Raw genomic sequence first — 24,153 nt, 5'->3', positions numbered from 1 at the left:
TAATTATACAGAATTCGAATACATTAATTAATATAACATACCTGGTGAATTTTTTTCATATTATGTAGGAGTGGAAAAAAAAACCACTCAGGAGATCGGACGTGAAAGAAGTTCAAGCAATCAATCGGTTTAAAAGATTTTTACAAGTAGAGAAGGGGTTGTCAGAAAATTCAATTTATTCGTATACCTACGACTTGAAAAAATTCAGCGATTTTCTGTCAACGAATAACAAGGACATTCTTTCCGCGACTCAGGAAGACATCCAGCAGTTCCTGAATTTCGAAAAAACAAAGAAAAAGAACTCGTCCCGAACTCTTGCCCGCTCTCTTGCCGCGATCAGGCAGTTTTACAATTTCATTTCAGATAAATTCGATGAAATGGATAATCCGACCGCAAAGATCGAATCGCCCCATGTTGAAAAAACGCTGCCTGATTTTCTCAACATCCAGGAGGTCAATACTCTTTTCAGCTCCATTTCCGAAAACGACGTGTACGAGTTGAGGGACAAGGCGATTTTCGAGCTCCTGTATTCATGCGGACTGCGTATAAGCGAGGCGATCGAGATCCTTCACAACCATGTAGATTTCGATAATTCCCTCATTCGCGTAATAGGGAAGGGGAACAAGGAGCGCCTCGCCCCGATAGGCGATGAGGCAAAGCGACTTCTGAAAAAGTATCTCCTGGAATCCCGTCCAGACATATGCGGCAAGCGTGAAAGCGAATATCTCTTTATAAGCAAGAAGGGATCGAAGTTAAACCGCAAAAGCGTGTGGCGGCTCTTGAAAAATTACGTAACAAGAACCAAAATAAAGAAGAATATAACTCCTCATACGCTGAGGCACTCCTTTGCGACGCATCTCATAGAGAACGGCGCGGACCTCAGATCGGTCCAGGAATTGCTGGGGCACATGGATATTTCAACCACCCAGGTATATACGCACCTGGCCAAGAGGAAGCTCCAGGATATACACAAAAAGCACCATCCCAAGAGCTGACATGCCCATCTCAAGAATATTGTACAGGCTACTGATAGGACAAGCAGTATTATATATGATACTGCTTGTTTCATGTTCACCTGAACTGATACGGAATTACGGCGGCTATGATACCCGGACCGTGAAGATACTGGTGATGAAAACCAAAGACACATTTACCATATCATCAAAAGGGTCCATGAAGGTAAATAAAGACACCAGGCCTGCGAATATGGGCGACAGAGATCGGTCGAGCATTGCCCTGAACCCGCGTTCCTTGGACGGTTCTATTACCGTGGATCCGATGAAGGAGCCGCTGCTTCTCAATGGAACTCCGTACAGAGGCTCCTTCTTGATTAAAAACATCCATGGTTTTGCATTGATCATCAATGTCCTTAAAGTTGATGAATACCTGATAAGCGTGGTCCCCGGTGAAATACCTGCAAATTGGGATGCGGAAGCTCTCAAGGCCCAGGCAATCGCGGCCCGCACCTTTACCTATTACCATATGTCGACACAAAAGAAGGGCGACACTGTCTATGATCTTGACGCTACAGCCGCGTCACAGGTGTACCGGGGCATGTCCGATGAAAAACCGCAAACATCTGCAGCGGTGAGGGAAACCTCAGGCCAGGTTATGGTCTATGATGAAAAACCGATATTATCGTATTTCCATTCCACCTGCGGCGGAAAAACCATAGACGACAGATATGTATGGGAGAAAAGCCGTCTTCCCTATCTCCAGGGCACACGCTGCGGTTTTTGCACTGATTCAAACAAATATGAGTGGGAATCAGAGCTTTCTCTCGATGAAATCAGGACGTGCCTTTTAAAAAAATTTCCGGCTATCGGGACTATCAGTGCCATATCTTTTAAGAAAAAAGACGAACGCGTTGTGGAGGTGCTGGTACGGCATGGCAATGGCAACACACGCATAAGCGGAAATAATTTTCGCCTCCTCTTTCCTGCCGAGAAAATTCGAAGCCTCTATTTTATATCAAAAAAAATTAAAAACGGTCTTGCATTAAAAGGACATGGATGGGGCCATGGTGTTGGATTATGCCAGTGGGGCGCCCGGGGCATGGCGATGCGAGGATATAACAGCAGGGACATTCTAAAACATTATTACTCCGGCGTTAAGATAACGAGCATAAGAAATGCCTATGTTGCGTCGAAATCGAGGAATAACGCCGCTTACCAATAACATATGCCTAATGACCACTACAGTCTCGATGATTTTGACTTTTTGCTTCCACAAGATTTAATAGCGCAGCATCCCAAAGAAAAGCGTGACGAATCGCGCCTGTTCGTCCTGGATCGAAAAGGTCCGGCCTACATCCATAGCGCGTTTGCGTTCCTGCCGGATTTTCTCAGGTCCGGCGATATCCTTGTGTTCAACGACGCCAAGGTCATAAGCGCCCGCATTCCCTGCAGAAAGAAAAGCGGGGGCGCCGTTGAAATGCTTCTGACATCACGGATCGATGATCTCAGATGGACGGCAATCACTAACAGGACCCGCCGACTCGGCCTTAATGAAGTTATCTATTCCGATAAGGACGGCAGCATTGAGTTCAGGATCACTGGTAAAAATAATGAGATAGTCGAAATTGAATCAAACACCGAACTGACCGATGCCCTGCTTTCGGCGATCGGCGGACTTGCGCTGCCGCCATATATTAAGCGCGAATTGAATGATGACGATAAGGTTAGATATCAAACGGTCTTCGCCAGTGAAAGCGGGGCAGTGGCCGCGCCGACTGCGGGCCTTCATTTCACCAACGAGCTGATATCGGCCATAAAAGCAAAGGGAATCAGGATGGTGAACCTGACACTGTACGTTTCCTGGGGCACCTTCCAGCCTGTTCGGGTCACAGATATAACATTGCATCGCATGCACAGTGAAAAATACTTCCTCAGCGAAGAAAGCGCTGACGTTATCAACTCCGCAAGAGGGAATGGTGAAAGAATAATAGCAGTGGGTACGACGTCAGTACGGGTCCTGGAAAGCACTTTTGTAAACGGGAAAAACGTACCGGGCAGGGGCGAAACGGACATCTTCATTTATCCGCCCCGGAGAATCACATCAGTTGATTCGCTGATAACCAATTTCCATACTCCCCGGTCGACGCTCCTCATGCTCACGACGGCTTTCGGCGGGTATGAAACGATCATGGATGCCTACCGCGAAGCGGTGCGGCTCAATTACAGGTTCTTCTCTTACGGCGATTCCATGCTGATTCTATGATCGGCCCAGGAACAGATGATTCCTTATAATGAATTGATGTTCATGGCGTTTTCTATTTGACATATCTTTAATTTTATTCCAGATAAGATAAATATTTTTAAATATTTTCCTTCACATTCGTTATAACCAATATGAACATCACCACGATCATCAATAATCTTGACCGGTATCTGAAAGTAAATATTCAGGAGGAATATGACAATTCCGGTAGGCAGATTATTTTTCATGACAAAGAGGTTACTTCAATACTGCTGTCACTTGATATTGATTCTTCGGTGGTTGACGAGGCTCTTGACAGGAATTGTGATTTGATAATCACTCATCATCCGTTATTTTTCAAGCCATTGCGCCATATTGGTACGTATGATGCAAAATCATCATTGGTTGTGAAACTGATCGATAAAAGGATCAATGTGTATTCGGCCCATACCAACCTCGATAAACTCCTTTACGATAAATTGGCCCGAACAATAGGATTTACCGATATCGAAATAATGTACCCAGAGCCTGGCATGGATGCAGGCATGGGAGCGCTGGCATCTCTTGAAAAACCGGTAGGACTCAATGAAATGCTCGCACGGGTCAAAAAAGCCCTGGATCTCGATTATATTCATTATAGCGGAGATGCAGGGAAGAAGATAAAGCGAGTTGCATTGATGAACGGGGCAGGGGGCGGTTCAATAGAAAAGATTATCAGTCAATTTGACCCGGATTGCATCATTACAGGCGATGTCGGGTACCACCATGCCAAATATGCCAGTGATTCAGGTGTTGCGGTTCTTGACGCAGGCCATTTCGGAACAGAGATAATCATGATCGGTTTTTTGCGTGACCTTGTGATCGACTGCTTGACAAACTACGGGACTGCTGAAGATATACCCCTATGCATATCAGAAAGAGAGAAAAATCCATTCAGACTATACGGCACCGGCAATGAATAGCACTATAAAAATAATGCTGGAGCTCCAGCTTTATTGGGACAAAGTCACGTCTTCACAGGCGGCCATTGAAAAGATCAACACTCTGAACAAGGCTATGGAGAAGGAGATTGACGCGGACAGGGCAGCGATAGAAATTTTAGCCAAGAGAACCAAGGAATTGAAAAGCGCCATAAAGCAGAATGAATTGACCCTCTCCGAGATGAGCGGTAGGACAAGAAAACTTGAAGACAGGAAAAAAGTGATACATACCGAAAAGGAGCTCCATGCACTGGAAAAAGAGATAGATGTCATCACGTTCGAATCAGGAGCCCTTGAGGAAAAAACGCTTTCGATGATAGATGATCTTGACGCAATGGAGAAGGAGCTATCAGAGTTGAACATTCGATACGATGAAAAAGCGCGGCACCATGATGCAGAGAAGGAAAATACGTCGCAGGTCGCAGCCGGACATGAAGAGATAATAAAAATTAACACAGAGAAGTTCAATGCGCTGACGGACCAGGTATCTTCATTATACAAATCCAAATTTCTCAAGATGATAAAATCCCGTGATGGCAAGGGGATTGCCCGAGTGGAAGGCGAAATCTGCGGGTTCTGCAATTTTAAAATTCCATCCTTCCTGGCAATTGATGCTTCCAAGGAAGACAAGGTTGTTAACTGCACCAATTGCGGCAAGTTTATTTACCGATAGCCTACTGCGCCATTGGGTCAGGAAAGGCCCTAGTGATGAATACTTGATCGAAAAGATTATTTCAGCGGGGATACATAAATGTTACTGAGCATCGACAGGGTACTTAAACTGCTGGCTGAGGGAAAAAGCCTTGAAAAGATAGCTGAACTGGCCAACTGCGAGATAAAAGATGTCGTGGAAGTGATTGAGGAAGCCATCACCATCATCAATAAGTATGAGAAGCAATTTGCCCGTAAAAAGATCATTATTAAAAAGGGCGCCGACGATCATGACGATGAGAAATCGAAGTCAGCCGGCGACTCCCAGACGATAGAAAGTCTATTGTTCGAAGGCGCTGAGCTGTCAACGATCCCTCTCAATTCAACGCTGACGATGTATACGGACGGCGCGTCCAGCGGTAATCCCGGGCCCGCAGGCATCGGGATCGTCATTTTTGACCATGACGGCAGGCAGATCGGCAAGGTGTCGTCGTATATCGGCTCCCGCACCAACAATTACGCTGAATATACAGCGCTTATACGTGCCCTGAAAATAGCTATTTATTTCAAGGCAAAGGTCCTGAGGGTCCGGACCGATTCGGAGCTCATCGTCAAACAGATTTCCGGTGAATACAAGGTTAAAAACGATCAGATAAAAAAGCTGTACGACCAGGCCGTATCCCTTATAAAGGAAATAGGTGTCTGCAAGATTGAACACGTCCCGCGGAGCCAAAACGACAAGGCCGATTACCTGGCCAAGAAGGCAACACAATAGTCCATGAATAACCGAGCAACCATAGCCCCAGGTGAGAACAAGCATGTGACTGACCATGCGGCCCGGTTCGGCGTTCATCCAATAATCATCAGAATACTCCATGCGCGCGGGTACGACACGGCAGAGGCAATTGACAATTTTTTGCATGCCGATCTCGCAGATTTGCACAGCCCATTTCTCTTCAGAGGGATGTACCACGCCGTTGAGAGGATCAGGAAAGCCATACTCGGCCGTGAGCGCATCGGCATATTTGCCGATTCCGACCTTGACGGGATCACGTCAATGGCGGTCATATACAACCTCTTAAGCAGGATGAAAATCGACCCTTTCCTAAGATATCTCAAGGATGAGGAGAATTACGGGATCACCAATGGGATAGTCGATGAGTTCAAGGATAACGGCGTATCCCTGATGATAACCGTTGATTCCGGCATTCGGGATATATCCGAGATCGCCTATGCCAGGTCCCTGGGCATCGATGTTATCGTGACCGATCACCATGAACAGGACCGCGAGCTGCCGGATGCCATAGTGATTAATCCAAAAATACAGGACTCGCCATATCCTTTCAAACACCTTGCGGGTGTGGGCGTGGCCTTTAAACTGTGCCAGGCCATCCTCATGAGTTATCTGCAATCATTTAAAAAACGATTCCTGATAGTCGAAGAGAACCGGGGTCGATTCACGGCTTCTGAAATACGAGACTGTATCATAGGAGCCATTGAATTCGATTTAAGTTTTGATGATCTGCAAACGAGAATAAACAGGATCGGTATTGATGATTTCATCCTTGTCCATGATAATGAAGCCGCCAAGATGATGAAAAATGAATATCCTGCAAAAAGGATCATGGCCTATATAGAATTCGCAACAGGGATAATAGGAACCAGAGACGAAGATATTGAAAGCATAAGCAGGTCTTTGTCACTTAAAAGAACACTCTTTGCCCATGACATTGATCTTTTAAATAAAATCTTCATGGAGATTCAATTTACCGGTTCGGAAAAAGTGATGGATTATATAGAATCCGTCATTGGCCTGGTGGCAATTGGCAGTATCGCCGATGTCATACCATTGATTGGAGAGAACAGGATTCTCGTAAAAGCTGGAATAGAAAATCTTGGCAGGACAACTCACAGGGCCTTGTCGATGGTCACGCATGGAGAGAAAATCGATTCACGGTTCATCGGATGGACTATGGCGCCGCTGCTCAATACACCGGGACGTCTTGGCAAAACCGATCTAACGGTGGATTTCTTTATAGCCAAAGATAAGAAAAAGCTGGAGCAGGTATTATCTGAAATAAAAGAGCTGAACGAAGGGAGACGTCTCTTTGTAAAAAAATTCTGCGGATCTATTTGGGAGAATATAGAAAATAGCCCGCAGCCAATCCAGGGGCGTATCATTCATATCAAGACAGACAGGATACCTGAAGGATATGCAGGGCTGATAGCAAATCGCATAGCGGACATGGCAGGGCAACCTGTCATCGTTACGGTCCTGCCCGGGAAAAACGGCATTGTAAAGGGATCGGGACGGTCAAAAGGCGGATCACTGTTCTTCAGTCATTTCGAGAAATATTCCGATCGGTTCGAAAGGATCGGCGGCCATGAGAATGCCTTCGGCTTCACGGTCAGGGTCGAACTGGTGGATGAAATCATAGGCCTCATAGAACAATCTATCGGTGAGGACTCTGTCGCCCGTGATGCCGTTCAAATAGATTGCGAGCTTGACGTCTCCTGTATCAACTCGAAATTCATCAATGATCTTCAGACCCTTGAACCGTTCGGGCAGGGTAACGGCGAGCCGGTTTTCATGGCGCGGAAGCTGAAATTCGAATCGTTCCAGCAGTTTGGAAACAACCACGGCAAATATTTAATTTCCGATTATGACTCGCTCACGGCAATAGGATGGAGCATGGGAGAAAAGATGAAAAATTATTTCGAATCTGGCAAACCCCTTGACCTTGTTTTCAGACTGGAGAACAACTATTTTAACGGAAAAGTCACTCCCCGGATGATTATTCTTGACATCATTGCCTGAAGACATATTTTTAACCGTTTTTCCCAAATTTATGTTTGACGTGCCATTAATACTAAAATATAATTATACAAAATTCTCTGGGAGACTATCATTATGGATATTGAAATTAAAGAAGAAGCCGATATCGTTAATGTGATTGTCAACGGTGATATAGAGATGATGACCATCAAGAATTTCAAGGAAAAACTCTTTGAAATCGGTCATAACATTGACAAGAACATTGAGATAGATCTTTCCCATGTGGATTACATCGATTCTTCCGGGGTCGGTGTGTTGATAAGCCTCCTAAAGCTTCAAAAAAAGAAAGGTCGAAATCTCAATATTAAAAAAGTCAGTGCTAAAGTCCTCAATGTTCTCAAGCTAAGCTCTCTTTCCGACGTCTTCGAGATGTAGCCGTCAATAATGAACCTGAGGATAGGAAACGGCTTTGATGCCCACCAGTTTGTCACGGGCCGGGACCTCATCCTGGGCGGAAAAAAAATCGATTACAGGTTCGGGCTTCAAGGTCATTCCGATGCGGATGTGCTCATCCACGCCATAATAGATTCTCTTCTGGGTGCCGCGGGGCTGAAGGATATAGGAAGGCTTTTCCCCGATAATGATAAGACCTTTAAGGACATCAGCAGTATGGTCCTTCTTGACACGGTCAGAAACTACCTTGATGAGAATGACGCGCGGATAGTGAATATCGATTCAATCGTCATATGCCAGGAACCGAAAATTTATCCCCATATCGATGATATGAAAAAAAATATATCATCGGCGCTGCACATTGAAGAATCACGGGTAAGCATAAAAGGGAAAACCACCGAAGGGATGGGCTTTACCGGCAGGGGTGAAGGAATCGCCTGTTATTCAGTTGCCTTGATGAGTATTGGTCCCATGGTCTGATATATGGCTGCTATAAATCAAAATATCTCAATGAGACATAATATATCATATGTGTATTTAAATTTTTATAAACAAAAGTAAAACAAATATTTAACTTTCCTTAAACAACCTACCAAAACCGCTTCCATCTGTCCATCAAAAATTGGAGGACAGCATGGGACTTTTCGACAAAGACGGAAATATGCGGCCGCAAAAAGAGCTTATGGCAGAAGCCAGGGCGAGGGCGAAAAAAGAACAGCGGGATAAAGAAGCCGATGCAACTCTTCATCCGTTTATGACGCGTATTCCAATGAATGTATTGGATAAATTCAACAAAGCAGTCGAGGAATCGGGGGATAAAATCCAGACCATTGTCAAGAAATGGATGCTGGAATATCATCAGCAAATCATGGGTGGGGGAAAAAACAATGAAGAAAGCGATAACGGTAAAGATTCAAAGCAATAGGGCGCCGATCGATAAAAATATCGATAAGCATTTAAAAAGCATTATTAAAAAGCTGGATGTTATAATTGAAAATTATCGAGCGAAGCATCCATAAATTTAACGAATTTTTCAAGCGCGGGTTTATCAAGGCTGTTGATCCTCTTGAACACTTCGAGCAATAAAGGGTTAATTGAGAATATTTCGGAAAGTTCATCTTTTGATATTATGAATTCATATAATTTTTTTCCGGCGGCGTTCATGAGTTTTGTTATTTCTGATATTTTTAAATCAGTCCCGCCGATCTTCGTCGATACGCTGCTTATGCTTTTACGCCCGAGGATCCTGGCTACATCCCTATGGTCCCATCCCTGCTCGTGCATCAGCTCTCTGAGTCGCTTACCACAGTTGAAATCTTCCATCATTATGTGTCCTCCAGTTAACCTGTTTATGTGTATCGTCAATATATTCTGAAATACTGAATGAATCAATTGAAAATTTTAGAAAAATGAAATTTTTATTAAAAAAAGCGTTGACAATTTCAGAAATTCTGAAATTATGTCGTATATACATCAAAAATACTGAAATAAAGGAGCACAATTGTGAACGCACTGGCAGTTAATCACATTATCGACCAACTTGAGGTTGAGGAATCGAGAAATAACATAAAGAACACGCTGCTCATAGAACGAAGCAAAACTGATAACGAAGAGAAGAAAGCCGAGATAGATTTTCTTCTAAAGAGGTTCTAGACATGATGTCCCCGGCGAAGTTGAATGCAGAAAAAATGAAGCGAGGTACTATGCCGAACAAGCACATACATTTTTACACCGAGAAGTCGAAAGTCGCCGAAGAATATACGCGCCTTATCACCAAGATCAAAAAGAAATTCCACATCCCCATCATGAGGACAATCCCGGACTTCCTGGTCGACAAACTCAAGGAAGAAGAAAAGAACAATTTCGAGAACCTGAAAAAGTATATATGAAAGATTATCTGATCACATGCACCATGGGGAGCCTCGAAGGCGGCGGGAATACTACGTCAATGGTTCAGCACTGGGAGGCGAATAACGAGGACCATGCCCGGTCATTATTTAAGGATGACAGGGAGAATCAAATGTACGGACGAAGGATTATAAACGTCAGGGAAGGTTGACATGGGATCATTTCCGAGATTGAGGAGCAAGATTGACGCCGGGTATCGGGTCGCCAGGGTAGGCGAGGGAAGATGCGAGGATTGCATGAATTCCAGGCACATTCATATTCATGGGACCGGTGGCTCGCAATTGCGCTGCTCATTGATCGGATTCAATACATCGTCGCGCTACAGGATCAATCCGTCTTATACCTGTAAAAAATGGGAGGGGAGCCATGAACACAACGCTTAAAGATGTCGCTGACAAAAAGTACCAGCTGGGCGAGATTACCTTCGTGACCCGTTATTTAAAGCTGCCGGTCGAGATCGCCCTGATCGACGTAAAGTATTTTTTAAAACGCATCGGCACCGGCGGACTTAAAAATATCCTGCGTGTAGTGAATTCGATCATTCTCCTTGCGATCCTCATCGTCGCCCTGGAGGTCCTCTCGGTTATGAAGAGCAGGATGTCAAATATCCAGGAATCGACGAATTCCATTAACTCAGAGATCTTCGATCTGAACTCGACGCTGACCAGGTGGATGATGACCGGGCAGATCGGAGACTACCTCAACAGCGACGTGAATCAGAGGCTGTAACATGGAAGCCGCGGTGATCGCAATCGTATTTATCATATTTCTGGCAATGGCGCTCTTCTCGGGCTCCGACGATTGGGAAGGCGAGATCGAGGAAAACATGAAAGAATTCAAGCGGGACAGGATAGAGAGGAAACAATGAATATAAAATTATCACCGATTAAACAGGTCGAAGTCGGCAAATTAAAGCCGCATCCAAAGAACGACAAGTTCTTCAGGCCCGATATGGGGAATGACCTGAAGACCCTGAAAGACGACATCGCGGCCCATGGCGTCCTGGTGCCCCTGATCGCAAAGAAGGATGGGACAATCCTCTGCGGCCATCGCCGGCGCGTCGCCTGTATCCAACTCAAGGTCAAGACCGTCCCGGTCCAATACGTCGAATCGAAAATAACGGCGCAGGAAGAGGAAGACCTGATGCTCCGGGACAACCTTAACCGCCGCCACCTGTCACCCGATGAGCGGAAACAATTATATTATCATATATATCACGACTTCAAAGACCGCATTCTACATCACAACAAATCCGGATGCGGCATTGACTCAAAGAAGATCGCCGAGCGTACCGGGCTGAACCCGAAGACCATCGGTTATGATATGGCCCGCCTCAAGCGTGAGCGGATAAAAGAGGTAAACTCGAATCGCGTCATCCAGTCAACGAATGACAAGGCCATCGAAATGTATAAGAGGGCGGTCTCGAAAATGCTCAATCTCGCGACCGTCGAGCAGAAGATCACCGTCGATAAGTTCATCGAGATCACGAAGCTCGCGACTGATCGCCTCAATTCGATAAAGTTGCTCATGGTGGCAAAGAAATGAATATTAACAGAACCTATCCGCGTCAGGATGCCATCACGAACGGTATAATATTTTTCTGCCAGGTGTGCGGATATCGCGGTTTAATCACCTCGCACGATCGCTGCCCGGCATGCAACAGATGGATTGCATGGGGTGAACAATGATTATAACCCAGGTAACTATACGTCACGGCGTTCTCGCGGGCCATGATAGGACCAAGGTTAATAATATAAAGATTATTTTTCTGCATTAGTAAGTTAGTAGTAGAAGTAGTAGTAGAGAAAGCCGGGCTCCTGAGGTCCCCGAAACTGAGGGCAGCCCGGCGATCTGGACAGGTATCTCAGAGGCAGAGAGGTCATTGATTATTATCGAATATGAGTCCAAAGGGCTGTGACAAGGCCAGCCACATGATAATAACCGTTGACCAGGTCGCAGGTTCGAATCCTGCCCTGTCCACAACGCAAAAGACCCTTTCCACGAAAGTGGGCCATAGCGATGCCGAATCGGTGATGGCATGGGATAGCCGATGACCAAGAGCGAAAATCCCCTGCATGAGCGGGTCACAACAACGGAGGCAGTGAATCCGCCCGGAGGATGACCGGGCAACCATGACGAACCCAGTCACGTCATTAAATACACTGGGATAGCGCAGATAGCCGCTTAATTCTGCAAACGATTTACCTGAACGAATCCGCCGGGGGAAGGTCCCGGCACCCGAGCAAGTGGCGCAGTTGGTTGGCGCAGCCGATTGATAAAACTCTCTCCCCCCGGAACGAAATCAATCGGAAGGTCGCGGGTTCAATTCCCGCCTTGCTCACAGATAAAAATTATGGAGGATAATTGTGACACTGAAAAGCATATCGCTTATAATAAGCCTTCTGTTTTGTTGCGCCTTCTGGTATGGCATAATCAAATTTGCATTGTGGGTGGCGAGGTAGATCATGACCGTTAAAATTTGTGTCTGCAATCAGAAGGGCGGGTCCAGGAAGACAGGACTCACGACGCTCATCACCAAGGCTCTCCGGGGGACAAAGAATCTCGCCATTGACTGCGATCCCCAGGGCGGGCTCTCATGTAATCTCGCTCCAAGTTTAAAGGGAATCGTTCATGATGTTTTGATGGGCAAACCCTGCCTGCCGTATTTATCCGTCGGAGATGACAATACCTATGTTTTCACTTCAAGCTATGAGCTCGACAAATTGTATGTGACGCTTGACCATCTCGCATTCAAGCGGGCATTGAAATCCATCGAATCAGAGTACGATTATATCATCTTCGACACCCCGCCGACCATGCAGGGGATCACCCGCGCCGCCGCCTGGTATTCTGACATCATCCTGGTGCCCTGCGAGGTCAGTCAATCATCATTCGGCCCGACCATGTACACGCTGCAATGCCTCGAAGAAATCGAAAAGATGGGCCATGTCGTTATAGTTGGAAACCGCCATGAAGGATATCTCGCCCAGCTGCGGGATGAAATGATTAAGGCCTTCGGTGAATATTATGCCGGAATGATCCCGTCGGATGTAACATCCCAGAAGATAATCGCGGGGGATATTGAAGTCACTGTTTTAAAGCGGGAGAAATATTTGAAGCCGCTCTGCGAACTAATTGAAATATTGGAGGTCGCGCATGTCAGCCCGCAACCGTCGAGATAAGAAACGCAGACGACAAACAATGAAGTTTCTCATGTCGCAGCACGGCCAGGAGTTGAAGTGGCATATGGATCAGGCGAAGAAGTGGAAGATTATTGCACACGTCTTGCTCGTCCTCGGGCTTGCTGAATTGGCTGTGCTGATAATTGGCGAGGTATGGAAATGAACCTGACCGATGAACAACTCCAAAAAAGACTTATAGAACTTTCCTATAAAAAAATGAAAGAATTCCGTGATGAAATGATCTATTACAAACAGGGTGGATCTGATCCGATTGATGTTATTATAAAGGCAATCGGAGAATTGAGAGCTGTTCTCGAAATAATTATTGAGGTCAAAAAATGAAAAAACTCACCACCATGCAAGTCTCCCCGAAGCTCCTCCAGCCATCGCCCGAGCTGCTCTCGGTCCAGCATCTTTTCCCCTGGAATAACGATGACCTTGAGCGCACGGCGGCCGACATCAGAAAGAACGGCATCCGGGACGCCATCAAGGTATATCAGAATGCAGACGGCGAATTCTTCATCATCGGCGGCCTTACGCGCCACAACATCGCCCTTGAGATCAACATGGAGCATGTACCGATCGACATCTACGAAGGCACTACCAAGGAATACACCCAGCTTGCCATCGATGACAATTACAACCGGCGGCATATATCGAACCTCCAGAAGCGGGCGATTGCCGATCACTACCTCGGGGAGACGCCCGAATTAAGCGACCACGAGATCGCGCGGAAAGCCAAGGTGGATCATAAGACCGTTTCAAAAGTGAGAAAAGAGAAGGAAGCGAAAGGCGAAATTCCGAAGGTCGAGAAGCGGGTGGGGAAGGATGAGAAGGTGCGGGGGTATCAGCCGAAGGAAACGGGGAAGACGAGTAGCCCGCCAAAGGGTGGGTCAGGAGTACCGGGGAAATGGAAGGGCGACAACACCGATCCTATCCGAGATATGGTGCGGGGCGTGTCCGGTGGTAAAGCAAAAATTAAGTGTCCGCATTGCGGGAAGTGGGTGAAAATATGAAACGCTACCAAATCGAAAAGCAAGTCTCCCCCGGCCAATGGCACCCGATCAATGAAGGATACGGCGACTTCCAGAAATGCCAGTCGGAGATAACGCTCATGCGGACCAACATGAAGCAGCCGCATAAGCTCAGGATAACCGAGGTAGTGAAGACAAGGGTAATCGATTGAATGACAAGTTTGAACAGGCCCGGCGCTGCATCAATCGGGGCCTTATAGAGCGATACCTCCAGGCACCCGGCGCCTACTGGAAAGCCGGTGAATACTGGACCCTGAACACGAATCGCGGGGATAAGCACATCGGGTCCTTCCATATCAACGAGGAAGGCCAATGGTTCGATCATGCGGTCAATGAAGGTGGGGACCTGATCGACTATATCTCAATGAGACATAACATCAGCAAATCGGAAGCTGCGGAAAAGATCATAGAGGACAGCGGCGGGACCGTGGATCAGCCTAAACAGAAGACGGAAAAAAAAACGAAACCCGGCGCGGTTATTCCGATACCGCCGGAGGCCTTTGAGAAGCTGAACACGAAGCTGAAATCGAAATGGAGCGTTGATAAACATGGTGAATGCGTCGACGGATGGAAATGGAAGGATAAAAGCGGTTGCTGGTGTTGTACTGCGAGGCATGAACGGGATGGCAAAAAAGATGTACTGCCTTATTATTACGCAACCGACGGAAAATGGCACGAGGGAAATCCTGTACCGGAGCATCGTCCGGTCTACCGGGCCGACGAGCTGCCAGGAACAGACGTCAGGATCCTGATCGTCGAGGGTGAAAAGTGCGCGAGCGTTGAGGTCAACGGTTATTTTGCCGTAACATGGATCGGCGGGACCGGGCAGGTCAGAAAAACAGACTGGAAGGCGCTATCGGGATATGCCGATATCACCATCTGGCCCGATAATGACGCGCCGGGCATCAAGGCAGCGATGTATATCAAGGACGAACTGCCCCAGGCGAAGGTCTTAAAGATCCAGGGGAAGCCGGATAAATGGGACATTGCGAACGCGAAAGCAGAAGGGCTCGATTTAATAAAATTTATAGAGGGGTGCGGTTATGTTCAACACAATAAGAATCAAATATCACCGGATGATGGAGGAGTATCACAACACGAACGGTCTGCTCCTGGTGGACAGGCTGATCGACGAAGCGGAAAAGCAGACGAAGCACGAGCGGAAGCGCCTGGCCCTTTCGTCCACCTCGGTTACGACGACAATAAACACTACTTCCTCACCCGCGGCAGTCAAACAGTTAAGAAGATTACGCACGGAAGCTTCAACAAGATTAAGCTCCTTGAACTAGCGCCGCTCTCTTGGTGGTGCATGGAATATCATGATAAACGAGGGTTCGACGTGGATGTAGCCATTGACACAACGATACGAGACAGCGAGCGGGTAGGGTTTTTTATTCCCTCGCGCATTCGCGGCACCGGTGTCTGGATGCATGATGACCAGCTGATCGTCAATAACGGCGATTACACCGCCGACGACCAGGGCAATCCGGTTGTACCCTCGCCGAAATTTCATTATGTGAAATCGGAAAAGAGGATGGGAGAATACGCCGGAGACATGGCGACGATCGAGCAGGGCGGGCAGTTGGTGAAATTGTTTCTGGTCCAGGGCTTCGAGAATTCGGCTGAAGCGATGCAGCTCCTCGGGTGGGTCCTCATCGCGCCGTTCGGCGGGGTCCTCAAATGGAGGCCTCATATCTGGATTACGGGCCCGGCGCAATCGGGGAAATCATTCATCCTGGAGAATATCGTCGAGCCGCTCATCAGGCCCTTCTACGAGAAAGGGACGGGCAAGACATCGGCTCCCGGCATATACCGGGCCATACGAAACACCGCCTGCCCGATCATCCTCGACGAGATGGAGCCGGGCCGCAATGCAAACAAGGAAACCATCCAGAAGATCGAGGAAAAGCTGGAGCTGGCCCGGAACGCGTCAAGCGACTTCTCCTCCGAATTCACGCTGACCTCGATGAACGGGTCAGGCCTGACCGAAAAGTTCTGTGTCCGCTCATGCTTCTGCTTCGCGTCCATCCTGCCCTATTTCACCGGCGAGGCGATCGAGAGCCGGGTCCTGATATCGCGGATAAAGAATATCAATTTCACCCGGTCGAAGATCGAGAAAACGCAGGGCATCATGGATACCGGGATCCTGAATGATCCGATGATCTTCCAGCGCCGCATATTCAGGAACCTGAAAACGATCATCGCCAATATCGATGTATGCAAGAAAATACTGATCAGCGAACTGAAGGACCAGCGGAAGGCCGACAACCTCGCGCCAATATTTTCCGCCCTGGTCTCCCTGGTTGCGGATCCCGAGAAGATTGCGAAAGACCGGATCGAGAAGTTCATGAGCGAATTCATCCCCGACCTGAAAAAAGAGCGCTCGCACTCCGAGAGCGACGAAGATAAGCTCATGTACGAGATATTGGACCACACTATCATGATCAATCCGGGTGAGCGCTACTCGGCCGCCGAGCTCATCACGAAGGCCGCCGACATCTCGGGGAGCATATCGCCTGATCATGACAGTGCCCTACAGCGCCAGGGGCTCCGGATCATCAAGATCGGCGATACTCGCTGCCTCGCGATCGCGTCCAGCCATTCGGCGATCAAGAAGATCCTGTCCGAGACCATGTACGCCGGGAATTACTTCGAGGTCCTGAAGCGCCACGACGCGAAGCGAGAATTGAAAACAGTCAAGTTCGCGCAGCAAGCAAAGCGAGCGGTCCTCCTCGACTGGGAAAAGATTCAGCTGCGGTATTTCACTGAACGACAGGACGAGGACGACGAGAAAGATTTTACCGACCAGGTGTCGGAGATATTTTGAGGGAGGCATCATGGGAACGGTCTATTTGATTCATTTCAATAAGAAATTGCATCATGCCCGGCACTATCTCGGTTATGCCGAAGATGTCGAGAAGCGCGAGAAGAGGCACCGCTCTGGAGATGGATCTCGTCTACTTCATGCCTGTAATCTCCAGGGGATAAAATATCGTATCGTGAGGAAATGGGAAAACGTAGATCGCAATTTTGAAAGAAAACTCAAGAATCGGAAAGAAGGTCCAAAACTGTGCCCGGTCTGTAATAAAAAACTGAAAGGGAAATTGCCATGATCCGCTACTCGCCAACATTAAAACAGGATATTACGATCGATCACACGACCCACACGGTCACGACGGCAGACGGCACGACCTACACGGCCGCCGAGCTGGAGATCCTCAAGGGTCAGCCGTCCGAAGTGCTGCAGGGAATCCATAAGATCAAGAAAGCGTTCAAAGGGGAGGTTATCCATGGCGCTCCGGCATGAAGAAATCGTACAACGGGTAATGCTCCAGTGGTCCCGCGAGGGCAGGGGGCGGCTCTTCAAGAACCCGAACGGCAAGGCGTGGCGGGGACGAATCACCGATGAACGCATGGTCGATGGTCGGAAGGTGATCGAGTTGTTCGATGCCGTGATGCTCCGGTATGGTCTAATAGCAGGCAGTTCAGACCTCATTGGATGGGAACTCGCCGAATATATTGATATCGGCCATGAGCCGGTAACGCTCCCGATTATTTGTGTGATCGAAGTGAAGACGATCGCTCATAAGCGCCTCGATCCCGATCAGCGCAACTGGTTTGACACGATAGCGGGGATCGGCGGCCGGGCCTATCTCGCCATGGAATGCGGCGATGGGTATGATCTGAGGAAATGGGAGATATAAAAATTTGGAGGAATATATGAGCGACAGAATTGAAATGATCCAGCTCGACATGATCGAGCCGAGCCCCGGCAACAGGAGAGTTGGCGGGTTCGACCAGGCGAAATTGGAGCAGTTGGCCGAATCAATTAAAGCCGTGGGAGTGCAACAGCCCGCGGTGGTGAGAGCTTTCACTCAGGCGGAAGGAGAACCGGCGCGATACCAGCTCGTCGCCGGTGAGCGCCGGTGGAGGGCCTCGCGGATCGCGGGAGTGGAAACCCTGCCCTGCGTCGTGCGTGAGCTTGATGACGTAACCGCGTTAAAAATCCAGTACATCGAAAATTTGCAGAGAGACGATATACACCCCCTCGACGAATCGGACGGTTACGCCCAGCTCATCGAACATGCCGGGTACACGGTCGAGGTCCTCGCCTCCGAAGTGGGGAAAAGCGCAAGCTATGTGTACCAGCGAATGAAGCTCGCCTCTCTCATCCCCGAAGCCCGGAAATTGTTTGTTGAAGGGACGATTACCGCAGGCCACGCGATCCTGATCGCCCGCCTGGGCTCGGAGCAGCAGAAAGAGATCATCAGCGAGGAAGAGGGCGTATTATTTGATTATGACGATGATGTTATTTCCGTCCGGGACCTCGATGATTATATACATAACCAGATCATGCTGGACCTCTCGAAAATCACCTGGAAGCTCGCCGATGCTGAGCTCGTGCCGGCGGTCGGATCCTGCCAGGACTGCCCGAAGCGTACCGGGTATCAGCCAGCCCTTTTTGCAGACGTCTGCAAAACCAAGAAAGATTACTGCACTGACCGGGGATGCTTTGCCAACAAGCAGGCCGCGATCGTCACCCGGAAGCGTGACGAGCTGGACGGCCAGGACATTATCGAGGTTGCGGATGGCTATATCGGAGGCAAGCTTCCCGGTGGCGTCGTTGAAAATTGGAAATGGAATGAATGCAAGAAGAGTGATAAAGGCGCCCAGCGTGTCCTCGTCGTTGCTGGTGAGACTCCGGGCCGCCTGACCTGGGGAATCATCAGGAAAGAACAGCGTGGTACGCGATCAAACGACGAGCTGGAATACAAGGAGAGGATGAAGAAAGAGGCGGCGAAACGGAAAGCGGCCGACGAAAAGAACATGATAAAGCTCCAGGCGGTACTCGCTGCAGCTGAGGCGGCCGTGCCCCTCGAGGCCCTGCGGATCTGTGTCGAGCGGATATGGTGTCAATGGGGATATGACGACCAGGCAACAGTCATCAAGGCCGAAGGGTGGACCGAGAAGGAAATGCACCGGACAAACGATACCGGGGCCAAGCGGATCAGGACCATGGATGAGGCCCAGCTCTCCCGGATGCTCCTCTGGTTCGCCATGGTGAGCGAGGTCAAAACGCCAACCTACGGCACCCCGAGCTCGAAAACGATCGACGCGCTCATGAAGATCTACGGCGTCAAGGCTCCGGAGGCCTCCGGGAAGAAGGCGAAGAAGAAAAAGGAAGGTGCGAAATGAAAACGTATATAGTAAAACGAATGGTTGAACAACTATTTGAGGTCGAGGGTGAGACAAAAGAAGAAGCACTCCGAAATATAGAAGACCCGTTTAGCGTTCGGATAATATCCGAGAAAATCAAACCCCGCCCCATGGCGAGGGAGGACTCATGATAAAATCCACCCTCGACATCCGTGAACAATTTGAAGCCGACACCGGCGAGAAAGCGATCTACCAGGTTGGGCCGCAGCTCGTGATCAATCCGAATTACCTCACCAGCTGCGAGACGATGATTCTAAAATACGAGCAGGCCTTCCAGGGCGTGAGCAGAGAGAAAATATGAACCTGTACCCCTTTCAAAACGACATCTTAAACCGGGCCCGGTCTGTATTCTCCGGAGATCACAACGCCCCGCTCATCGTGGGCCCGACCGGATGCGGGAAGACCATCATGTTCTCGGAGATCGCCCGAGGGGCAATGTCGAAAAATAACCGGGTACTCATCCTGGTGCACCGAAAAGAGATCCTTGAGCAGACGCTGGAAAAGCTCTACTTGCTCGGAGTGCAGTCGGGCCAGATCGCCGCCGGCAAGCCGAACACCCGCGACATGGTGCAGGTCGCCATGGTGGGAACGCTCACAAGACGTCTATCCGTCATCCGGAAGCCCGACCTGATTATCATCGACGAGGCCCATCACAGCGTCGCCGGGCAATGGCGCAAGGTCCTCGCGTACTTCGCCGACGTCCCCCGCATGGGCTTCACCGCCACGCCGGAGCGCATGGACGGTACCGGCCTCCGGGACATATATGACTCGATGATCATCGGTCCCTCCATTGCTGAGCTCGTGGAAGCGGGCTATTTGTCCTATCCGGTCATGTACCGACCGCCGAAGGAGGTCGATGATAATTTCCATGTCAAGCGGGGCGACTTCGACGCGAAGGAACAGGAAACTGTGATGACCAAGAAGTCGATCGTCGGCGACGTGATCGACCATTATCGAAAGTACCTCGATAAGCTCCCTGCTGTCTGCTTCTGTGTATCGCTGGAACATTGCCGGCACATGGAGGAGGCCTTCAGCGCCGCCGGGTATAAAGCCATGATGGTATACGGCAACATGCCCCGCGCCGATCGCGAGAGGGCCCTCCGGGGACTCGCCGACGGGTCAATCCATGTCGTGCCGTCCTGCGATCTCATCAGCGAGGGTGTCGATGTTCCGGTCATGGCCGGGGCGATCCTGCTCAGGCGTACCATGTCCCTCGGGCTCTATCTCCAGCAGGTCGGCCGGCCGCTCAGGGCGTATCCGGGCAAGGAGAAAGCGATCATCCTCGATCATTGCGGAAATTACCCGCTCCATGGGCACGTCCTCGCCGATCGCGACTGGAGCCTGGACCATGGCAAGCGGAACCACAAGAAAGACCGGATCCCGACTACGACCAGCTGCCCGAAGTGCTACGCCATCTGGCCGGGGAAACCGAGGACCTGCCCGGCCTGCGGGTTTGTATTTGCCGATAACGGGATGGTAGCGGGACAGCAGCGGAAGACCCCGGAACAGATCGCCGGCGAGCTCATCGAGGCGCTGCCGGAAGGCTTTGATCCCGCAAAAGTTAAGAACCTCACATCATTCGTCCGCCGGCTGCAGGTATTCGACCCAAAGACACGCCAGCGGGCGCTTATTGCGAAGGCGGCGGAATTGACGAATAAGGACGAGATTGAAGCGCTGGCCCGGGCGGTCGGTTATAAGCCTGGCTGGAGTCATAAGGTATGGACACAAATTTTAAAGAGGAGGGCATAAGCCATGGGGGATTTGTTGATAATTAAGAGGCAAAAGAAATTTGACCCTAATTTTCAAAAGTTTTTTTTCTGCACAAGTGCAGCCGGGACTGATCCCGAAAGAGAAGTTTTTCGGCATATCCACAGCACGGGAAAGGAAATCATTTGTACCGATTCGCGGCGAATGCATATCGCCGAAATGGAGCTTGAACCGGGGAACTGGTTTATTCTCAAGCGGGCAAAAAGTGAAATTATAATTCATAGGGCAGAAGACAACAGCATTAACTTTCCGAACTGGAAGCAAGTTGTACCGGATTGCACGGATTATCTGAAAACAGAATTCAGAGCCACCTCGACACATCCTTATTCGGGCGTTGTTATGTTATTAAAGCGGCTTCCATTAAAAACGGGAATCAATTACGAATATCTCAATGATCTAAAGGGGCATGAATGGGATGTATATTACAGCCGTGAGAACTTCAAAATAATTAAATTCGAAAATGTCTATAGCGGTCTCACGGCACTCATAATGCCGATGCAACTAAAATATAACGGAGAGGATGAATAATGAAAATAGGCGGCGCATGGACCAAGGTTAATAATGAATCGGGTGAGGAGTTTATATCCTGCTCAATACATATCCCCATCCTTGACAAGAGATTCGATTTTCTTCTCTTCAAAAATAAGGAAAAGAAAAACGAAAAGAGCCCGGACTATAACATCGTCGTGAGGGATAAGATATGAGTTCAATCGAAAGCGTTAAGGAATATCTGCGATCGTATTCCATTGTTGCGCGCAATAGAAAAAACTGTTATATCGCCTCGAATGTGGCTGAAAATATCATACTGCTTCTCGACCACTGCGAGGCCCTCGAAGTGAAACTGGCGCAGCTGGAGGAAAACCGTGAATAACTTCACCCGATTAAAAGACAAGAACTTCGAAAAGGGTAGGCGCTATATCGGAGCCTCCGACGTCCCGACGCTCGCCCTGATGAATCTCCGGTACGGACAGACCCCGCTCATGCTATGGCAGGTCAAGACCGGCCGCGCCGAGGCATTCAAGGGCAACGAGCGCACCAGGGCGGGGAAGGAGCTGGAGCCGATCGTCCTGAAGTGGGGCCTGGACAAGCTGAAATGCTTCGAGGATGAAGCTGCGAGGACCTCGTTCATGACGAGCGTCCTCCGGGGGCGCGACTTCCAGAACATACGGTCCTTCACCGAGGCCCGCCATGCTCGGGGCTATATCGTCGCCCACGCCGATCTCCTTCAGGTTGACGAACCCTTCATCATGGAGGCGAAGACCGCCGGTTTCTTCAGCGCCCACCGGACGGGCGATATAAACTATGGCTATGATCTCGACGATCTCTCGGCCAACGGGATCCCGTCGAGTGTATACGTCCAGGTACAGACACAGATGCTCTGTTATGACGTGCATCAATGCTATGTGACCGCCATGATCGACACCGGGACGCATCGGCTCTATGGGCCCATACCGGCGCACCGGGCCACACAGGAGAAGATCCTGGCTATCTGCGAGCGGTTCTGGTGGCACGTCGAGAAGGACCAGGCGCCGAAGCCCGAGACCTGGGGCGACGTGGTGGCGCTGAACCCGGCGCTTGACGCCGAATCGAAGGCCGTCGTCGGGGGCGAAGACGAACAGCGGGTCAAGGAAATGATCGATCGGGCGGCGAGGCTCAGGGCCCGCGAGAAGGAAATTAAAAACGAGCTCGACGACATCAAGAACGGGATTGGGATCCTTCTCGGTGCGAACAAGTACCTTGAATCGAGCAGCGGCGAGAGTCTCGCGACGGCGTTCGACGTGAATAAAAATTACGTGAAGGACAAGGTCCTCCTTGAGAAGCATCCGAAATGGTATAAGGCCCTAAAAAAAGAAGGGATCATATATGAAAACAAATTTAGGAATATGAGGTATTAAGCATGGCAGAACAAAAGAATCCGCTTATCGTACTGGTAAACGAAAAGAAGGAGGGGATGTGGGGGCAAAAAGCGGCATATCTCCCCGCGAACATCGACATGAATATGTATTTCACCCGCGCTCTCACCGAGGTCATGGGAAGCAAGAAATTGATCCCGCTCACCAAAACGCCCGATGGCAGGCAGTCAATTTTCAATTCCATCCTGAAGGCGGTACAGCTCGGGGTGCAGATCGGCGGGACCCTGCCGCAGGCGTATATTGTCCCCATGGGAGACAAGGCCGAGCTGGTGGTCTCGGCCGTCGGCTACAAATTCATCTGTCTCACGGAACCGAACAAGGTCCTGAACGACATCGATGTCCGTGCTGTTTACGACGGTGATGATTTCTCTATCGACTTCGCCGGAGGAACCGCAAAGCACACCTGGGACGGCAAGACGAAGCGGGGCAAGCTTGTCGGGGTGTACGCCATCATCGAGGAGCTGAACGGGAAACGGCGTGTCGATTACATAACCGCCGAGGACATCGAGAAGATTCGGGACCACCACAGCCGGGCATGGCGGGCGGTACAGGACAAGAAAATGAAGGCCGAGGACTGCGCCTGGGTAACCGATCCCGATCAGCAGTATCTGAAGACGGCCGCGAAGCGCTTCCTGAAGCCCTATGCCGCGATGAAAGAGGGCCTTGCGATGGCCCTCGCAGTCGATGACGGTGAACCGGTGAAGGACAGCCGGCCTATCCAGGATCGCGTCGGGGACCAGCTGGACGACATTATCATCGATGATGCGACGGTCGAGGAGGGGGATCCGGGCGAGAAGACCGAACCGGGGGAGGGACAGCAGCAGGATAAAGAGCCCGCCAAGGGGCCGAAATTCTGACATTATCCTCCAATTAAATCTGATATTGCCCCGGAGCAATCCGGGGCGTTTTTATGAGACATAAGATTTCTTATCGGTGTAAAACATTCATTTTTCTAAAAAAGTGAAAGTTTTTATTGACGATCGCTATTCAAATTAATATTATATAGTCAAATATATAGAACACACAACAACAGGAGAACGGGGATATGAAAAAGGTATTGTGCGCAATTACTGC

34 protein-coding genes and 2 tRNA genes are annotated in these 24,153 nt (G+C 49.3%); 35 read left to right on the top strand and 1 reads right to left on the bottom strand.

Annotated features, from left to right (window positions below):
* Positions 1 to 101 precede the first annotated feature (101 nt).
* The 10 genes from xerD to KA369_08530 all read left to right on the top strand — a co-directional run bounded on the left by xerD (position 102) and on the right by KA369_08530 (position 8,983).
* Complete coding sequence (xerD, locus tag KA369_08575; GenBank protein MBP7736011.1) at positions 102 to 995, top strand: site-specific tyrosine recombinase XerD; 894 nt, start codon at positions 102 to 104, stop codon at positions 993 to 995.
* Positions 996 to 1,050: 55 nt separating this feature from the next.
* Complete coding sequence (locus KA369_08570; GenBank protein MBP7736010.1) at positions 1,051 to 2,178, top strand: SpoIID/LytB domain-containing protein; 1,128 nt, start codon at positions 1,051 to 1,053, stop codon at positions 2,176 to 2,178.
* Between the two features lie 3 nt (positions 2,179 to 2,181).
* Entirely contained in the window at positions 2,182 to 3,219 is a 1,038-nt protein-coding gene (queA, locus tag KA369_08565) for a tRNA preQ1(34) S-adenosylmethionine ribosyltransferase-isomerase QueA (protein MBP7736009.1), read from the top strand.
* A gap of 131 nt (positions 3,220 to 3,350) precedes the next feature.
* Positions 3,351 to 4,160, top strand: a complete 810-nt coding sequence (locus KA369_08560; GenBank protein MBP7736008.1) for a Nif3-like dinuclear metal center hexameric protein — start codon at positions 3,351 to 3,353, stop codon at positions 4,158 to 4,160.
* Positions 4,153 to 4,851 carry a hypothetical protein gene (locus KA369_08555; GenBank protein ID MBP7736007.1) on the top strand — a complete coding sequence of 233 codons (699 nt, stop codon included), beginning with the start codon at positions 4,153 to 4,155 and terminating at the stop codon, positions 4,849 to 4,851. The genes KA369_08560 and KA369_08555 overlap by 8 nt, the downstream gene beginning before the upstream one ends.
* 372 nt (positions 4,852 to 5,223) lie before the next feature.
* Positions 5,224 to 5,604, top strand: coding sequence for a ribonuclease HI family protein (locus KA369_08550; protein ID MBP7736006.1), 381 nt, complete (start codon positions 5,224 to 5,226; stop codon positions 5,602 to 5,604).
* A gap of 3 nt (positions 5,605 to 5,607) precedes the next feature.
* Positions 5,608 to 7,647 (top strand): single-stranded-DNA-specific exonuclease RecJ, encoded by a 2,040-nt coding sequence (gene recJ / locus KA369_08545; protein MBP7736005.1) that lies wholly within the window; start codon positions 5,608 to 5,610, stop codon positions 7,645 to 7,647.
* Between the two features lie 93 nt (positions 7,648 to 7,740).
* On the top strand, positions 7,741 to 8,040 hold the full coding sequence (locus KA369_08540) for an STAS domain-containing protein (GenBank protein MBP7736004.1): 300 nt from the start codon (positions 7,741 to 7,743) through the stop codon (positions 8,038 to 8,040).
* A 9-nt stretch (positions 8,041 to 8,049) separates the two neighbouring features.
* The gene (locus KA369_08535; GenBank protein ID MBP7736003.1) at positions 8,050 to 8,538 is read left to right on the top strand and encodes a 2-C-methyl-D-erythritol 2,4-cyclodiphosphate synthase; all 489 of its coding nucleotides are present in this window, start codon (positions 8,050 to 8,052) and stop codon (positions 8,536 to 8,538) included.
* A 154-nt stretch (positions 8,539 to 8,692) separates the two neighbouring features.
* Positions 8,693 to 8,983, top strand: a complete 291-nt coding sequence (locus KA369_08530; protein MBP7736002.1) for a hypothetical protein — start codon at positions 8,693 to 8,695, stop codon at positions 8,981 to 8,983.
* A 59-nt stretch (positions 8,984 to 9,042) separates the two neighbouring features.
* Here KA369_08530 and KA369_08525 read toward each other — a convergent pair whose 3' ends face one another.
* Entirely contained in the window at positions 9,043 to 9,384 is a 342-nt protein-coding gene (locus tag KA369_08525; protein MBP7736001.1) for a helix-turn-helix transcriptional regulator, read from the bottom strand.
* A gap of 177 nt (positions 9,385 to 9,561) precedes the next feature.
* Here KA369_08525 and KA369_08520 point away from each other — a divergent pair, with 177 nt between their 5' ends.
* The 25 genes from KA369_08520 to KA369_08400 all read left to right on the top strand — a co-directional run bounded on the left by KA369_08520 (position 9,562) and on the right by KA369_08400 (position 23,936).
* A complete protein-coding gene (locus KA369_08520) occupies positions 9,562 to 9,711 on the top strand; it encodes a hypothetical protein (protein MBP7736000.1) in 150 nt (49 codons plus the stop codon).
* Between the two features lie 35 nt (positions 9,712 to 9,746).
* Positions 9,747 to 9,947, top strand: coding sequence for a hypothetical protein (locus KA369_08515; GenBank protein ID MBP7735999.1), 201 nt, complete (start codon positions 9,747 to 9,749; stop codon positions 9,945 to 9,947).
* Positions 9,944 to 10,117, top strand: coding sequence for a hypothetical protein (locus tag KA369_08510; GenBank protein ID MBP7735998.1), 174 nt, complete (start codon positions 9,944 to 9,946; stop codon positions 10,115 to 10,117). Before KA369_08515 ends, KA369_08510 begins: the two co-directional genes overlap by 4 nt.
* Before the next feature lie 215 nt (positions 10,118 to 10,332).
* Positions 10,333 to 10,695 carry a hypothetical protein gene (locus KA369_08505; protein ID MBP7735997.1) on the top strand — a complete coding sequence of 121 codons (363 nt, stop codon included), beginning with the start codon at positions 10,333 to 10,335 and terminating at the stop codon, positions 10,693 to 10,695.
* Position 10,696: 1 nt separating this feature from the next.
* Entirely contained in the window at positions 10,697 to 10,834 is a 138-nt protein-coding gene (locus KA369_08500) for a hypothetical protein (protein MBP7735996.1), read from the top strand.
* On the top strand, positions 10,831 to 11,511 hold the full coding sequence (locus KA369_08495) for a ParB N-terminal domain-containing protein (protein ID MBP7735995.1): 681 nt from the start codon (positions 10,831 to 10,833) through the stop codon (positions 11,509 to 11,511). Before KA369_08500 ends, KA369_08495 begins: the two co-directional genes overlap by 4 nt.
* A 308-nt stretch (positions 11,512 to 11,819) precedes the next feature.
* Positions 11,820 to 11,946, top strand: a tRNA-OTHER gene (locus tag KA369_08490).
* Positions 11,947 to 12,206: 260 nt separating this feature from the next.
* Positions 12,207 to 12,307, top strand: a tRNA-OTHER gene (locus KA369_08485).
* Between the two features lie 124 nt (positions 12,308 to 12,431).
* Positions 12,432 to 13,148: a ParA family protein gene (locus tag KA369_08480; GenBank protein MBP7735994.1), complete on the top strand. Its 717-nt coding sequence runs from the start codon at positions 12,432 to 12,434 to the stop codon at positions 13,146 to 13,148.
* Positions 13,149 to 13,307: 159 nt separating this feature from the next.
* Positions 13,308 to 13,490, top strand: coding sequence for a hypothetical protein (locus KA369_08475; GenBank protein ID MBP7735993.1), 183 nt, complete (start codon positions 13,308 to 13,310; stop codon positions 13,488 to 13,490).
* A complete protein-coding gene (locus KA369_08470; GenBank protein MBP7735992.1) occupies positions 13,487 to 14,164 on the top strand; it encodes a ParB N-terminal domain-containing protein in 678 nt (225 codons plus the stop codon). Before KA369_08475 ends, KA369_08470 begins: the two co-directional genes overlap by 4 nt.
* Positions 14,161 to 14,334 carry a hypothetical protein gene (locus KA369_08465; GenBank protein ID MBP7735991.1) on the top strand — a complete coding sequence of 58 codons (174 nt, stop codon included), beginning with the start codon at positions 14,161 to 14,163 and terminating at the stop codon, positions 14,332 to 14,334. The genes KA369_08470 and KA369_08465 overlap by 4 nt, the downstream gene beginning before the upstream one ends.
* A complete protein-coding gene (locus tag KA369_08460) occupies positions 14,331 to 17,009 on the top strand; it encodes a hypothetical protein (protein ID MBP7735990.1) in 2,679 nt (892 codons plus the stop codon). Before KA369_08465 ends, KA369_08460 begins: the two co-directional genes overlap by 4 nt.
* 10 nt (positions 17,010 to 17,019) lie before the next feature.
* Positions 17,020 to 17,295, top strand: a complete 276-nt coding sequence (locus KA369_08455) for an endonuclease (GenBank protein ID MBP7735989.1) — start codon at positions 17,020 to 17,022, stop codon at positions 17,293 to 17,295.
* Positions 17,292 to 17,489 (top strand): hypothetical protein, encoded by a 198-nt coding sequence (locus tag KA369_08450; protein MBP7735988.1) that lies wholly within the window; start codon positions 17,292 to 17,294, stop codon positions 17,487 to 17,489. Before KA369_08455 ends, KA369_08450 begins: the two co-directional genes overlap by 4 nt.
* Positions 17,473 to 17,886 carry a VRR-NUC domain-containing protein gene (locus KA369_08445; GenBank protein ID MBP7735987.1) on the top strand — a complete coding sequence of 138 codons (414 nt, stop codon included), beginning with the start codon at positions 17,473 to 17,475 and terminating at the stop codon, positions 17,884 to 17,886. Before KA369_08450 ends, KA369_08445 begins: the two co-directional genes overlap by 17 nt.
* A gap of 16 nt (positions 17,887 to 17,902) precedes the next feature.
* Positions 17,903 to 19,378: a ParB/RepB/Spo0J family partition protein gene (locus KA369_08440; protein ID MBP7735986.1), complete on the top strand. Its 1,476-nt coding sequence runs from the start codon at positions 17,903 to 17,905 to the stop codon at positions 19,376 to 19,378.
* Positions 19,375 to 19,530: a hypothetical protein gene (locus KA369_08435; GenBank protein MBP7735985.1), complete on the top strand. Its 156-nt coding sequence runs from the start codon at positions 19,375 to 19,377 to the stop codon at positions 19,528 to 19,530. Before KA369_08440 ends, KA369_08435 begins: the two co-directional genes overlap by 4 nt.
* Positions 19,527 to 19,700 carry a hypothetical protein gene (locus tag KA369_08430; protein MBP7735984.1) on the top strand — a complete coding sequence of 58 codons (174 nt, stop codon included), beginning with the start codon at positions 19,527 to 19,529 and terminating at the stop codon, positions 19,698 to 19,700. Before KA369_08435 ends, KA369_08430 begins: the two co-directional genes overlap by 4 nt.
* Positions 19,697 to 21,148, top strand: a complete 1,452-nt coding sequence (locus KA369_08425) for a DEAD/DEAH box helicase (protein MBP7735983.1) — start codon at positions 19,697 to 19,699, stop codon at positions 21,146 to 21,148. The genes KA369_08430 and KA369_08425 overlap by 4 nt, the downstream gene beginning before the upstream one ends.
* 3 nt (positions 21,149 to 21,151) lie before the next feature.
* Positions 21,152 to 21,694, top strand: coding sequence for a hypothetical protein (locus KA369_08420; protein MBP7735982.1), 543 nt, complete (start codon positions 21,152 to 21,154; stop codon positions 21,692 to 21,694).
* Complete coding sequence (locus KA369_08415) at positions 21,694 to 21,870, top strand: DUF736 family protein (protein ID MBP7735981.1); 177 nt, start codon at positions 21,694 to 21,696, stop codon at positions 21,868 to 21,870. Before KA369_08420 ends, KA369_08415 begins: the two co-directional genes overlap by 1 nt.
* Complete coding sequence (locus KA369_08410; GenBank protein MBP7735980.1) at positions 21,867 to 22,037, top strand: hypothetical protein; 171 nt, start codon at positions 21,867 to 21,869, stop codon at positions 22,035 to 22,037. The genes KA369_08415 and KA369_08410 overlap by 4 nt, the downstream gene beginning before the upstream one ends.
* Positions 22,030 to 23,061 (top strand): hypothetical protein, encoded by a 1,032-nt coding sequence (locus KA369_08405; protein MBP7735979.1) that lies wholly within the window; start codon positions 22,030 to 22,032, stop codon positions 23,059 to 23,061. The genes KA369_08410 and KA369_08405 overlap by 8 nt, the downstream gene beginning before the upstream one ends.
* A gap of 2 nt (positions 23,062 to 23,063) precedes the next feature.
* Positions 23,064 to 23,936, top strand: a complete 873-nt coding sequence (locus KA369_08400; protein MBP7735978.1) for a recombinase RecT — start codon at positions 23,064 to 23,066, stop codon at positions 23,934 to 23,936.
* Positions 23,937 to 24,153 lie beyond the last annotated feature (217 nt).

The organism is Spirochaetota bacterium, from assembly GCA_017999915.1.
Taxonomy (GTDB): Bacteria; Spirochaetota; UBA4802; order UBA4802; family UBA5550; genus RBG-16-49-21.
This window is presented reverse-complemented; position numbering and strand designations above follow the sequence as displayed.